General features: G+C 51.2%; 11 protein-coding genes. 7 read left to right on the top strand and 4 right to left on the bottom strand.

All coding sequences use genetic code 11. The features are described from left to right. Positions 1-377: PEGA domain-containing protein (locus KOO63_13120; GenBank protein MBU8922753.1), on the top strand; the 377-nt coding region annotated here is incomplete at its 5' end. A gap of 24 nt (positions 378-401) precedes the next feature. Here KOO63_13120 and KOO63_13115 read toward each other — a convergent pair. Next, on the bottom strand, positions 402-1,505 hold the full coding sequence (locus tag KOO63_13115; protein ID MBU8922752.1) for a glycosyltransferase family 9 protein: 1,104 nt from the start codon (positions 1,503-1,505) through the stop codon (positions 402-404). 207 nt (positions 1,506-1,712) lie between these two features. After that, positions 1,713-2,657 carry a ribosome small subunit-dependent GTPase A gene (gene rsgA, locus KOO63_13110; GenBank protein MBU8922751.1) on the bottom strand — a complete coding sequence of 315 codons (945 nt, stop codon included), beginning with the start codon at positions 2,655-2,657 and terminating at the stop codon, positions 1,713-1,715. 186 nt (positions 2,658-2,843) lie between these two features. Between rsgA and KOO63_13105 the strand changes: the two genes are divergently transcribed. The 6 genes from KOO63_13105 to KOO63_13080 all read left to right on the top strand — a co-directional run bounded on the left by KOO63_13105 (position 2,844) and on the right by KOO63_13080 (position 10,390). Continuing rightward, on the top strand, positions 2,844-3,308 hold the full coding sequence (locus tag KOO63_13105) for a PTS sugar transporter subunit IIA (GenBank protein MBU8922750.1): 465 nt from the start codon (positions 2,844-2,846) through the stop codon (positions 3,306-3,308). After that, positions 3,308-3,652 (top strand): hypothetical protein, encoded by a 345-nt coding sequence (locus KOO63_13100; GenBank protein ID MBU8922749.1) that lies wholly within the window; start codon positions 3,308-3,310, stop codon positions 3,650-3,652. The genes KOO63_13105 and KOO63_13100 overlap by 1 nt, the downstream gene beginning before the upstream one ends. Before the next feature lie 139 nt (positions 3,653-3,791). Continuing rightward, positions 3,792-8,504, top strand: a complete 4,713-nt coding sequence (locus KOO63_13095; protein MBU8922748.1) for a sigma 54-interacting transcriptional regulator — start codon at positions 3,792-3,794, stop codon at positions 8,502-8,504. Beyond that, positions 8,485-8,697, top strand: a complete 213-nt coding sequence (locus KOO63_13090; GenBank protein MBU8922747.1) for a hypothetical protein — start codon at positions 8,485-8,487, stop codon at positions 8,695-8,697. The genes KOO63_13095 and KOO63_13090 overlap by 20 nt, the downstream gene beginning before the upstream one ends. 21 nt (positions 8,698-8,718) lie before the next feature. Further along, entirely contained in the window at positions 8,719-9,534 is an 816-nt protein-coding gene (locus tag KOO63_13085; protein MBU8922746.1) for a hypothetical protein, read from the top strand. Between the two features lie 73 nt (positions 9,535-9,607). Next, positions 9,608-10,390 carry a Nif3-like dinuclear metal center hexameric protein gene (locus KOO63_13080; protein ID MBU8922745.1) on the top strand — a complete coding sequence of 261 codons (783 nt, stop codon included), beginning with the start codon at positions 9,608-9,610 and terminating at the stop codon, positions 10,388-10,390. A 154-nt stretch (positions 10,391-10,544) separates the two neighbouring features. Here the strand turns inward: KOO63_13080 and KOO63_13075 are convergent, their stop codons facing one another. After that, the gene (locus KOO63_13075; GenBank protein MBU8922744.1) at positions 10,545-13,838 is read right to left on the bottom strand and encodes a PDZ domain-containing protein; all 3,294 of its coding nucleotides are present in this window, start codon (positions 13,836-13,838) and stop codon (positions 10,545-10,547) included. Between the two features lie 146 nt (positions 13,839-13,984). Further along, a partial coding sequence (locus KOO63_13070) for an FtsX-like permease family protein (protein MBU8922743.1) occupies positions 13,985-14,508 on the bottom strand: 524 nt, incomplete at its 5' end.

The raw sequence follows: 14,508 nt of genomic DNA, 5'->3' as shown, positions 1-14,508 counted from the left end.
TCGATGGTGTGTTCAGGGTCTCCGGAAACAGATATGGCCCCGTACAGATAAAACCCGGGCATCACAGGATCACATGCAGACAGAAGGATTTTTCTGAATATTCCGAGACCATAAATATCACTGTCGGCGAACTGTCAAAGAGAAGAATCCTCTTGAGGCAGAAGATCGGCTATCTCAGCTTCCAGACCGACCCCGGTGCAAGGATCTTCGTCAACGGCAGATTCATAGGGATCACACCGCTTTCAAAAACCATCAGCCTGACCTCGGGGAAACACATGGTCGAAATGAAAAAAGCGGGATTCAGAGACTGGACTACCGAAGTCTTCATACCATCTGACGAGACCGTCAACCTGAAGATCAGCCTCTCTCCCCTGTGATCCACCTGTAGCATTGCAGGATTATCAGCCTATCAGGGATTCTGCGGCAACCAGCACTTCCGCCACCTTGACCGAAGAGACCTTGCCGTCATCCGCTTTCACGGCTATTACCTCTTCATTCACAGGCTTCCATCTGGCAGGCTCGGTAGGACCAAAGACAACCACACATCCCGCTCCTACTGCCCCGGCGATATGCATCACACCCGTATCGTTACAAAGAGAGACTGCGGCATCTCTCATCATGGCGGCCAGGAGGCCGGTCGTTGGACAGGAGAGGACAATCGGTACATGGCTGCTCTCATCGAGGAAAGTGGAGAAAGCGTCATCATCCACGGGACCCCGTACCGCGACAACGGGAAACCCGTACTTTTCGGTCAGCACAGCGGCGACTTCGGCAAACCTGGCGGGAGGCCATATATTCTGCTTCTTCCCCGCCCCCGGATGAATGACCATATAGCCCTTTCTCTCTGGATCGATCACATCCTTCAAATTCCGACAATCCTTCTCGTCGTGGGTTGTCGGTACGATCAGCGATCTAAGGTCATCCTCCCTGACTCCGATTTCTTCCAGGGGAAAAAGATTGTGTCGTGCTTCGTGCATGATTTCCAGTTCATCCTTTGACGGCAACGGCAACTCTAGATTGTAGTAGTAAGAAGTCAGATCGTGGCCGAACGGCCTGCTCGTCGAACCGACTCTTATGCGAGCACCACTCAATGTTGCCAGCAACATGCTCGTTATCGAAAAAGATACAGTGCTCATGACGATTGCCAGATCATATTTCCGTCTCCTCAAAGAACGGATAAACCGCGGCAGGGTGAGCGGATCTTTCTTCTGGCCCTCCTTGGAATACGTCAGTATCTCGTCGATGTACGGATTTCCTTTCATCACGAGAGCGTTGATCGGCGCGGCGACCAGAGAGATCCTGGCCCCGGGGAAACGATCCCGGATACCACGGAGCGCTGGAACGGCACAGAGCATATCACCCATCTGGTTATGCTGCCTGATCACGAGGATATTCTCTATACTCTCCTCCGCCAGCTCATCCGGGGTCATCTTCCTCGTATGGAACAGAGATGAAGCCCGACGGGCAACAAAAAGTTTACCCCGTTTTTCGATTTTTTTGAGCAATCTTTCTCTCCGTTTCGAAGTGGCCCCCGGCATGCCGGATAAAATTCGTCAGTTTTATTCCTGAAAAAAAACTTTTTCTGGAACCAAATCCCGGCATTTACGTAATAAGGGTAGAGAGCGGATCAACTATCCCACCGCCTTCAATCTCTCCTTACCTATGGAGCGGTTCACACGAGCCGCTCTACCTTTTTACCCCTTTTCGAACCCTCAACCCAACCTGTCGGGAAGCTCGGTAAGTATCTTCAGATAACTCTCATAACGTTCTTTCGTTATCTTCCCCTGATCAACGGCATCTTTCACAGCGCATTCAGGTTCGTGGCTGTGCGTGCAGACAGCGAAGCGACATGTACCGATGAACGGTTCGAAATCCCTGAAACACCCTCCCAACCCCTGTTTTGACAATCCCCATATACCGAATTCCCTTATTCCTGGAGTATCCCCGATGTATCCTCCGCCCTGGAGCGGATGAAACTCGAAATGTGTCGTCGTATGTCTTCCCTTGCCCGTCTTCCGGCTGACATCCGATATCCTTATATCCAGCCCGGGCTGGATCGCCTTCAGAAGCGAAGTCTTTCCAGCTCCGGACGGACCGGCCATTATCGACCTTACCCCCGACATCAGGCTTCTCAGCCTGTCGACTCCATCCCCACGACTCGCGCTGCAAGGAACGGTCTCATATCCAAGATCCCTGTATGAAGAAATAACGTCCTCTACCTCCATATCGCCGCACGCCAGGTCGACCTTGTTGATACATATGACAGGTTCGATACGGTCACATTCTGACGCGACAAGCATCCTGTCGAGAAGCCTCGGTGTAAACTTTGGCTGTTTCAGGGAATGTACAAGAAAGACTCTGTCAAGATTGGCACCAAGGACCTTGTATCCCTTTTTTTCCCAGGCGTAAGCTCTGGCGAAAATCGATTTTCTAGGTTCGATAGAGATGATCATGCCGGAGGGTCCGCGCGAATCGACATGTTTTTCGACCCTGTAGGTAACGTTATCACCAACGACGGGCATACCCTCTTCGGAGCTCTTCCCGATACGGAAATTGCCCCTCACCGAGCAACGGACCTCTATATCGCCGTCGACGACGAAATATTCGGCGCCCATTATCCTGATAATGAACCCACCCGAAGTCTGGAGAGATGTCATCTGGGGCTCCCGGTTAGAAGATATTCAGTGTGTCCTCCCGATTCTCGGACGACTACACTGGGACATGCTAAAAAATAATTACGTTTTATCAACTGATAATATCAAAAAAGTATTGTAAGCAAAAGTTTAAATTGTTATACAGTAATAGTCTTTCGTGTGAACCTTACACTGTGAGTAAAGGGTCGTATGGAATCGAGAAAACTCGCTTCGTTTTTCGAAGAGGATCTTTGCATTTTCAGTCTTCGTTCCAGGAAAAAATCTTCTGTCATGCAGGAGATGGTTCGACATCTCGCCACCACAGGCAGGATATCAGACGAACATTTTATTATGGAGATGCTCAAAAACCGTGAAAGCCTTGGAAGCACGGGACTTGGGATGGGTGTGGCCTTTCCTCACGGCAGGTCGCTGGCTATCAAGAAACTGACTGTTCTCTTCGCCAGATCATCGGGCGGAGTCGATTTTGAAGCACAGGATGGTGAAAACACGAAGATATTCTTTCTCATCCTTGCACCGTCAGACAAAGGCGCGGACACCTATCTGGCACTCCTCAGCGAATTGATCGGCATTATCCAGAAACCACAGAAGCTCGAAAAACTCCTGGCGGTAAAAGATTATGCTTCACTTGTTGCTGTACTGGACGGTGATGAATAATGAGAGAAGAATTTCGACTTCTGGTAGGCCTTCAGGACCTTGACATCATGATCAAAGACATGAAGAACAAGGGTACCACCGATGAACTGAAAAACATGGGGTTCAAACTCGAGGGGCTGGAAGAAATCAAAAAAGCAAGAATGAAGCTGGCCTCGAAGATACCGACTGCCCTGCTTAACAGATATGAAAAACTGGCCGCCCATTACAAAGTCGCCATCCTCCCGGTGAGCGACAACCAATGTCTCGGATGTTTCGTCAAACTGCCGACATCGTTCTTCTCCTCCGCTTACAGCCACGAACTTCTTACTTGCGAAAACTGTGGCAGGATGCTCTATATACCCTGATCTTATTCCTTCGGTACTATTCCCTTCTTTTCCTGAAACACAGGAATTTTCCCTTATCCCCCATCTTGAGCTTGTACTTTTGAGTCGTATGCGGTAAAGTATTTTTACTGGTCTAATAATCTTACGGGCAGGTATCGAGATGGTAGATAAAAATCAGACTAAGGGATTCAATCCACGTTATATACGAAATGTCAGCCTGGGCGATTTTTATCCATGGAGCGGATACGAGGTCACCGATTCGCTCAGCGACCGCAACTATCTCCTGTTTTCCCTCCACCCTGCTTCAAAGAGCACACTTTGCGAAAACGACCTGAGGATGCGGGACCATCTTTTCTCAGATAAGACGGGGATGGCTCATCCCGCACTCTCACTCCAGGAATCTGGAAACGGGATCACCTTCCTCCTTCCTCATTTCAAACCCGCTTTCATCCCTGAAGCTCTCACAACGCTGGGCTCCAGTCGAACGGTCGAAGTCCTGCGGGAACTTTCCGGGACGATACTGGATGTTATGGCTTCAGGCCTGTTTTTCAACAATCTGACACCCGGAAGCCTGGTGCTGGTCAATGGTTCACCGATGATCCTTCCGGTCGCCTACCTTCTCCCGTGCGAAATGATCAGGCATGAATACAGGGTCGGCTTGGACCGGGATATCTGTCCACTGTTCAGAGATCTTCACGGGCTGGGCAACATATTCAGCCTTTTCTGCGAACATATCGACCCCGAGAGTTCCAGGGACTGTCGCGAGATCGCGGCAGGCCTGGAAGGTCTGGGCAGATCGACCTCACCAGATGAATACTACAAGCTGATGGAGAGGATGAATGATTTCCTGGGCAAATACGCCAAAAGGATCCCATATCTCACTTTTCAAAACAGGCCTGCGGAAATCAGCCCTGGGACGATCAGAAAACTGCGACAGAAGGCTCTGAAAATAAGAGATGGCGAAAAACACCTCATTATCATCCGGGGAGTATCTGGCACAGGAAAGACATCATTTCTTCGCGAAGCTTCTTTTCGGCTCCGGACCGACTGGGGGCTCGAAGGCTATGATATCCTCAGCGACCAGGCTGTTTTCACCGATTACGACTCGCAGCAGGACAGCGTGAAGACCGACTTCGTACTTATCGACGATCATTCCAGGGACGATCTTCTTAACGGATGCGTTGTCGACCGGCTTTCAAGGGAGATGGAACGCTGCTCGCTGGCCGTGATCGTAACGGATGGTGATTCACAGGAAAAATTCATCGAAGCTCTCTCCTCCGAGGGAAAAATCAGCAGATTCAAGGTCGACGAGATCGAACTGCCTGTGCCTGACATGAAGGTTAGCAGAAAAACGGTCGCCGCTCTCCTGCCTCCGGCAGAAAGAGAGACGTTTCTCAAATCGCTGAGCGAAGTAAAGACACCCTCCGAAACAATGATCAGGGCCAGGATCCAATCGCTACCCGGGCGTCAGCTTGAACAGGTCGACGAAACCACAGCCTCTCCCGCAGCTGATACGAAAAAGACAGACAAGACCATACAGAGCTTCCATTCGATCTTTAATTCGATGTCGGTCGAAGAAAAATCGGTCCTTGATTTTATCGCTACTTTCAGATTCGATGTACCCCTGCAGATACTCCAGTCGATCTATTCGACCGAGGAAAAAGATTTCTACAAGATACTGCAGAATCTCGTCTCGATGGGGTTCGTCGTGGCCAGAGCCGAAAACTCCCTGATCTCGGGAAACAAACTGTGCCTGGTCTTTGGGATCAACAGCCGCAGTCTGGCTGCGAGGATCCGCTCATCCATCCCGGCGGCGCGCAGAAAGGATCTTCATAGATCTATCGCACGCATCCTGAAGGAGAACACCGGGACACCTCTCGCGTATATCTACTTCCACCTTACATACGGAGGACTGGATGAGGACGCCGCATTCAAGGGAATGGAGATCTTTCATCTGCTGCTTGGCCGGAAAAAAATAAACGCCATCAGCTGCTTCAACGAAAACTTCATCGACATGAAGCTCGAGACCCACCTTCCACCCGAAATGCGTTTCAAACTCTATCTCGAACTCGGCGATTATTTCTCCCTGATCGGCAACATCGACAAGGCAGAGGCTTTGTTCAGAAAATGCCGGGAGGAAATGAACCGAAAGAACGAGTGGCAGACACTCAGAGGCATAGCGACCGAAGCGATCAGACGCGAATGCGAAATCCTCGAAAAGAGGGGAAATTTCAAGAAAGCTGAAGGCCTGCTTAAAAAGACATTGGAAAAACACGGGGAACATATCCTCTCAAGCGAAAGAGCGCGTCTCTACAATGACCTCGCGTGGATCTACTACCGGATAGGCAAACTCGACGAATCATGGGAAAACTGCCTTCTCGTTCAGAAGATAATAGACAAGAAACAGGACCAGCAGGAACTGGCCCAGTCGTTCAGTCTCATGGGAGCGATCAACTGGAACCGCAGCAAGTATGACGAGGCCCTTTACTGTCATAAAAAATGCCTCGCCATACGCGAGGAACTAGGCGATGAACGAGGGATCGGTGCTACGAACAACAACTTCGGCCTCGTATTAAGGTCGATGGGACGGATGAAAGACGCGCTCGACAGCTTCCTGAAGTCGATGAAGATCAAGCAGCGGATAAACGACATCCCGGGACTTGCGGCGGCGCATCTCAACCTTGCCCTGGCATACATGGACCTCGAGGAGATTGAAAAGGCTGAAAAAAACTGCTCGATGGCCCGCAAACTCGCCGAAGATCTCGGCAACCAGCAGCTGCTGGCGGAGATATGGGGTACACTCGGCGAGATCTGTTTCCTCAGACAGGACCTGGAATCCGCCCGTGAGTGTTATTTCAAGGATCTCCACATATGTCACAAGACCAAATCCATGAGGGAAAAGGCGATCGTATTCCGCAGACTGGGCGAATTGGGTCTCTTCGAGGGAAAACTCACCGAGACGAAGGGGTTACTCAGCCAGGCAAGAGCCCTTAACGCGAAGATCGGCTCACGTCTTGAGACGATACTCCTCGACCTTCTGGAGGGCAGGATCCTGCTTGCCGAGGGCAAAAGGGAGAGCGGCAGGATGAAACTCGAAGGAACGAGTTTCGAACTCTCGCTTCTCGGAAGAAAACGGACAGCGGCCTCGGTAACAGCCGAGATCGGTGAACTCTACCTCGACGAGGGGAACGAACACCTTGCACGTGAATATCTGCTGAGAGCTATCTCCCTTATCAGCGAGAGCGACAACATACCTGCCCATGTCAAAAACCTGCAAAAACATCTGGACCAGCGGATATCCCGGATGTCCGGCAGGATCGACTCCGATTCGATGCGATTCCGCGCTCTGTGCCGAGTCGTCTCCTTCATCCGTACGATACCCGACTCCGACAAGCTCTATGAGACAGTCACAGAGACGGCTCGCCGGATGATGAACATGGAAAGGGCGGCGCTCATCCTGCAGACAGGCAACCAGGATACATACAGGCTACTCGCGGTAAAAGGCGAATTCGAGTCGGAAGGCATTTTGACGGACAAGAACGTGATCGCCATCCTTACTCTGACCCGGCAACTCGGCTATCCTCTCGATATATCCCGTTCACAGATCCCGGAAGGAAAGATCAGCGACGATTTCCAGGCGGCCCATCCTGGTATCATCTGCACTCCGCTCTGGATAAGCGACGACGTCACAGGCTTCCTCTACCTCGATTCTTCGCGACGCTCCGTAGAGGCTTCTGACGGGGATCACAGTTTTCTTGTCGCCTTCAGCCAGCAGGTGACTCTTGGCCTGGAAAGACTCTTTCTATTCGAAAAACTCAACGAGGCCGAACGGACCAGGATGTCCACTCCCAATATCGTGACAACGAAGAAAGAACGGATCACCTTTCGGGACATCATCGGAAAATCGCCGGCTATGAGGCAAGTGTACGAACTGATCGAAAATATCCGCGATATGGACACGACGGTCCTTCTTACCGGGCCCAACGGCTCAGGCAAGGACCTGATCGCGAAGGCTATCCACGATACGGGGCCAAGGAACGACAAACCGTTCCATCACCTGAACTGCGCGGCCTTCCCCGTAAACCTGCTCGAAAGCGAGCTCTTCGGCCATGAAAAAGGATCCTTCACCGGAGCGATGAGACAGAACGTTGGACATTTCGAAAAGGCGGCTGGCGGAACGATCTACCTGAATGAGATCGGGGAGATGCCGGTCAGCCTGCAGGCAAAACTCCTCAGGGTACTCGAGGAAAGGAAATTCTTCCGCGTGGGCGGCACCCGTGAGATCAAGACAGACGCAAGGATCATCACTGCCACCAACAGGAACCTCCAGCAACTCGTAAGAGAGGGCGCATTCCGCGAAGACCTTTTTTACAGGATCAACGTATTCCCTATCAGGATCCCTGCTCTGAGGGAGAGGCGCGAGGATATCAGCCTGCTCTGCAATCACTTCTTGACTACATTCTGCAGGGTATACAATATTCCAACCAAGAAACTCTCACCGGAGTCAATGACCTATATCAACGAGTACGAGTGGCCCGGCAATGTAAGGGAACTCGAAAACACGATTAAACGTTTAATAATAATATCGAAGAAGGAGACGATCCTTCCCGAGGAGCTTCCCGAGAGCATCCTCACACATACGGAAACCGTACACGCTCAGGCACTGACGACCCTGGAAGATGTAGTCGAATCGCTCCTGGAGAATGTCGAATATTCGGTTGCCGACCCGGTGCTCCCCAAGGTTGAGAAATCGATCGTAAAAAAAGTGGTGGAGATGACCGGGGACAAACAGAAAGCGGCCAGGCTACTGGGCGTATCAAAACCGACACTTTACAACTGGTTGAAGAAATACAATGGCGACAAATCGAACTAAAAAAAGACAGAAAAAGCAGGCATCCGTTTTTCTGCGCATTTCGATAACGGCTTTTCTCATACTGCTCGCGCTATATATCCCGCTGAAGTACTATATTGCCTCCAGCGAACCCAGGGAGCCAGTGCCCGACGGAACAAGCCTGAGGATATTTGTCACCAACGAGCTTAATTGCTACCGCGAACCATGTGGGTGAAAGAAGGACAAATACACCGGGATGGCCAGGTGGGCTTCCTACATCGACAACCAGCGTGAGAAGGGTTCTGTCCTGCTACTTGACACAGGAAATTTCTGCAGATCCATGAAGGTCAAAACTGACAAACTGGACTACAGATACTTCTTCGAAGCAATGAAAAAAATGGATTACGCCGCTGTCAATGTAGCTGACAACGAAATACGATTTGGCCGCAAGAAGCTTCTTGAGACTGCTGAAAAATACGACATCCCCCTCATCTCTTCGAACATCTACGACAAGCGCGGCAAACAGACTCTCGGCAGGAAGTACATCATAAAGAACGTGGGAGGCAAATCGACTCTCTTTGGCAATAAAGGTGGGCTCCGGGTCGGGATCTTCAGCGTAGTACTGCCCCACTTCATATATGAAGTGGATCCGATAGTACCGAAATACTACGCTGTCAGTAATCCTAATATTGCCGCGCTGGAAGCAGTATCGAAGCTGAAGGAAGAGGGCTGTGACCTGATAATAGCCATCAGCCACCAGGGGTGGCTGCAGAGCATGTCTCTCGCGGAAGAGATAGACGGCATAGACATTGTCATCAACGGTAGAAAAAACCATCAGGGAACCTACCATGAGTGGTCCGATTCGACGATCGTGGTCGATACGGGAAACAAACGAGTCTCGTTCACCGAGATTAAAGTCGAATACCGGAACGGAAAAAGATATATTCTTGCGACCGATATGGGAGCAAGGGCACACAAAAGCGAAGGAAGGGCCGACCTCAAAAAACTCGAGGAAATCTACGCTAAAGAACTTGAGAAGGCTGGTATCGAGGACGCCAGAAAGAACAACTAGTCAACGGATAAAACTGGCCCTGATAAACCTTCAGCCTGACAGAGAAACACTGCAAACAGAAAGACATAAAACCATGGTACAGAAAACAAACAGGAAGACTGTGACTCTTGGACGTCTGACCGACTATCTGGACGATTGGCTCGATATCGAGTCATACAGTCGTGATTCGTCTTTGAACGGCCTCCAGGTGGAAGGCTCGAAAACTATATCGAAAATCACACTCGCCGTCGACGCTTGCGAACAGTCGATCCTTGCCGCGGTGAGAAACCGGAGCGATATGCTCCTTGTACATCACGGCCTGATCTGGGGCGGTCCTGCACCGATCACGGGGATAATGGCTCGACGAATAGGGATGCTCCTGAAACACGGCATCTCCCTCTATGCCGCCCACCTCCCACTCGACTGCCATCCAGTCACAGGAAATAACTCACGCATCGCGCAGCTGCTCGGAATCGACCCGGTGGAAAAGTTCGGAGAATACCAGGGATACCTGATCGGCTTCTGCGGAAAACTTCCTTCGCCTCTCACAGTCAAAGCCTTTTCCGCAAAGATCAGAAGAATGACCGGTGAAAGTGTCAGCACCTTCGCATTCGGAAAAGATACAGTCCGCAAAGCAGGCATTATCTCGGGAGGAGCCGCATCGATGGTAAAGGCCGCCGCCGAAGCAGGTTGCGATACGATGCTGACCGGCGAGACTGCACACTCGGCTTATCACACTGCCAGGGAATATGGGGTCAATCTGATCTGCGGTGGCCATTACGGCACCGAGACCTTCGGCGTGAAGGCGCTGGGAGAGATGATAGGATCCGAATTCGGGATCAACGTACAATTCGTCGATATTCCCACCGGACTCTGAAAAATTCCTCGGACTGAATATGTAACATCTCCTCATAATGAAACTGCCCCGGACCTTACGGACCGGAGCAGTTCATATTCTATACCCGAGGCTATTCATCACCCCCGGTTTCTTATCAGGTCCGGATCATCACTGACCTCGATCCGGCTGTTCCCTATTTATCGACCTTGAACGGGTCATGTTTCGGGAACGTTTTGGGGTCTTTCTTCATCTCCTCCATCAGAACCTCGATCGCCTTCTCCAGCTGGGCATCATGCCCTTTCGACATCTCGACCGGATCGAGATCGACTATGATATCCGGAGTGACACCCTCGTTCTCGACGACCCACTTACCTTCCCGGGTGTAGATCCTGTAATCGGGAGCTGTCAGTCCTCCACCATCGATAAGCCTCAGGAACATAGAGACCCCTACGAGGCCTCCCCATGTCCTTGTCCCTATCACGGGGCCCATCTTCATCATCTGGAACTCCATCGGGACCATATCTCCACCCGAGCCGGCCTGCCGGTTCGTCAGACAGACCATATGAGCATCGGGAGCCAGAAGCGGGTCACCCTGGTCAGCCGAGTAACGACGGGTCCAGTATGTATGATGTTTTTTATTCAGCCGCTGATAGAAGATAGCCGGATCGAGGCCGCCTGCATTGAAACGGCCGTCGATGATGAGGCTCTTCTTGCGAGTCTGAGCGTAGAAGTATTTAGGAAATTCCCTGGCCGAGCCAAGGTATGTGTCGGGTAGATGTATATAACCTATCTTCCCTCCCGACTTCTCGTCGGCGAGTTTCCTGTTGTGCTCTACCCAGTCCAGGTGCCTCAGTGTCCTCTCTCCGTTAGCGGCCGCGACATTTATCTCGCGTGCTCCCTTAATCGATGGCTTGTCATTGACCAGAAGTTTTATATGCTGGCCAGCCAACCCCTGAAAATAGCTGTAGATGTTTTTATTCGTAGTGGCTTTTACACCATTGACCGCTATCAGGTATTCACCATCGGCTACTTCCGAACCCGGCCTCGCCAGCGGAGGAATGATCTCCCGGGTCCAGTCAGGCACCCTGAAGATCTTCCCGAACCTGTAGTATTTCGAGCCTTTTTCCACTTTCCAGTCAACACCGAGCATGCCGGTCCCGGAACGATCGGCGTTCCGCTTGATATCGCCACCATAGACATAGGTGTGCGAAGTGTTGAGCTCACCGATCAGTTCGCCGACGATGAAACCGAGGTCCTGCCTGCAAGTAGCTCTGTCGATCAGGGCTCCATACTTCACCTTCATTGCATCCCAGTCGGCACCGTGCATGTTGGGCTCATAATAGAAATCGCGCTCCATCCTCCAGGCTTCATCGAATATCTGCCGCCATTCGGCCACAGGATCGAGAAGAAAACTCAACCCGGATAAATCGACATGGTCACCCTTCGAATCGGAAGCGGAAGCATCGATGATTCCGACATTGACACCTTGCCTGTATACGACCTTTTTGCCATCCGATGAAAGCCTGTACTCGTCGATACCAGCAATGACCTTCTCTGCCTCACGATCTTTCAGTGAGAATCGGAAAAGGTTCATCCTGCCCATTGCGCGGAACTCGAACCTGTTGAAATCACCATCGTCCTTATGCAGGTAGAATATCGATCCATCCCCCGCTGACAGGTAACGGTAGTTGCCGGGAGGCAGAGGCAGATGTTCTATACGTCCGGCGATCCCGTCAAAATCGATCGAGCCAGGCCCGTCGCCGTTACTTTTTTCTTTCTTACCCTTTTCCTTGCCGTTCCCACTGACCACGACTTCGTCATTCCTGAACGGCAGCAGCGACTGCCCGCCCTTCTCCAGGGTCAGTGAGTAGATACCCGCCACATCCTTGTAAACCATTTCCCATTCGAAATCGCAGAAGGTCGGACTGAAACGCCTGTTCGAAACGAAAAGCAGATGCTTCCCGCATCTGGAAAACACTGGGTGAAAATCGTTGAACAATCCATCGCTCACGCAGTGTTTCTTTCCCGTATCGAGTGAATATACGAAAACCTGGTAGATGCCCTCTTCAGTCAACTTCGAGTAGGTGATATACCTGCTGTCCGGCGACCAGGCAAAATCGTAAATTGGTTTTAAATCAAGAGATACGTCAACATTTTCGTGTTCGGCCCTGTCGACCTTCGTGATCTTTTTCGAGTCGACATCGACGTAGTAACATGTCAATGTCTGGTCCGTGTAGGCTATCTTCCTGCTGTCGGGAGACCACAGGAGGGAGTGGCGATAGCCGTCCTTGTGACTGGTCAGCTTGACGGCTTCTTCACTGCCATCCTGAGCGATAATATAGATCTCGTATTCGCCTGACTTGTCGGACAGATATGCTACGCGACTTCCGTCCGGCGACCACACAGGATCCTTCTCCCTCGAGCCCGACGAATTCGACAGATTTCTAACGATGCCATGTTCCTCAGGCACACTGAAGATCTCACCTCTGGCCGACACGAGCAACCTCTCTCCTGCCGGGGAGCAGTCGATGTCCGTCACGGCCGTTCCGACAGATTTGAAATAAGGTCTGGTCTCCTCGGCGTCGCTCATGACCTGGATATCTACTTTTGCCGTCTTGCCGGAAATAGCATCAAGCATCCAGATATCGCCGCCCAGTTCGTAGACGATCTTTCCCGAGCCTTCGCTGGGGCGACGGATATCGTATTCCTTATGATCCGTGATCTGGTCGAAAGCGCCGGTCGCCGGGTCGATAGAGTAAATATTCAGGACCCTGTCCCGATCGCTGCTGAAATACACCCTGTCGCCGATCCACATTGGGATACGATCGGTACCATCAAATTCGGTCAGTTTTCTGTCCTGCATCTTATCGAAGTCGAAAAGATAGATATCCTGTGCAAGTCCACCCTTGTAACGCTTCCATGTCCTGTGTGCCCTTGCCACCCTGTTATAGGCGATCTTCTTGCCATCGGGAGAGAACGAACCACGGGCGGCCTCGTGCATGATCAGCTCTTCAAGGCCGGTCCCGTCAGGGCTTATCATGTAGAGTCGTGAATACCTGTTGGCCGCGTTACGGCCTGAACTGAAGATGATCTTGTTCTTTGACGGATGCCAGCCGATCACCTCATCGGTGCCGGGATGCCAGGTCACCCGGGTGATATTGCCGCCATTGACATCCATCACGTAGACGTCGTTGTTCCCGTCGTACGTTCCTGTAAAAGCTATCAATGAACCGTCGGGCGAAAACTTTGGATATCGTTCCGCTCCGTCATGAATAGTGAGCCTCGTTGCGATCCCACCATCCGTGGACGCGGTCCAGATATCTTCTCCACACACGAATACGATCTTGTTGCCATGGATATCGGGAAAACGCATGAGAGGCAGAGTGCTCGCTGAAGCAACCACGGTCGCCGCACTCACCAGAAATACCATTGTCGCGACTGCCAGCATTGCAGCCCCGATTAATTTTACTGCGGGACGTTTCTTCATCGTCCTGCTCCTTTCTTTTTGAAAACTCAAGAATATTATAATGCCGAAGAATACTATCAAAAGATCAATGCCCGGTCAATCCGCAAGTGATTACACCGGGCAGCCTGTTATTGCTGAATCCTCATATTTCTATAACGCCGGACAGCCTATTCCTGTCTCAACGTATCCACAGGGTTGAGCCTGCATACCCTGGCAGTATAAATCACCGATGTCAGTATGGAGAGGAGCAGAGCAAGCCCCCCAGCCAGTAGGTAGAACTGCCAGGCAAACGGAGCTCTGAAAGCAAAGTTGTCATTCCATCGTGCCATTGCATACCAGGCGATGGGCCAGGCAATGAGAGTCGCAATAATGACGAGCTTCACATATCCGCTTGAAAGAAGGTAGAAGAGGTTACCGGCCGAAGCACCCAGAGCCTTCCTGACTCCGACTTCGCGAGTCCTTCTCTCGGCGGAATAAGCGACCATAGCAAGCAGACCCATGGAAGAAATGATCATGGCCAGAGTCGTATAGAAAGTGAAAAGTCTACCAAGACGGATTTCGGCTATGTATATATTCTCGAAATTCTCGTCGAAAAAACTGTACCTGAACGGAGTGGATGGAAAGTTCTTTTCCCATAATTCTTCGATATGGGAGATCGAAGCGGCGACATTTTCGGGAACAAGCCTAAGGG

It is taken from the genome of Candidatus Latescibacterota bacterium (genome assembly GCA_019038625.1).
Classification (GTDB): domain Bacteria; phylum Krumholzibacteriota; class Krumholzibacteriia; order Krumholzibacteriales; family Krumholzibacteriaceae; genus JAGLYV01.
The sequence above is the reverse complement of the archived record's forward strand: the minus strand, read 5'-3'. Positions and strand labels throughout refer to the sequence as shown.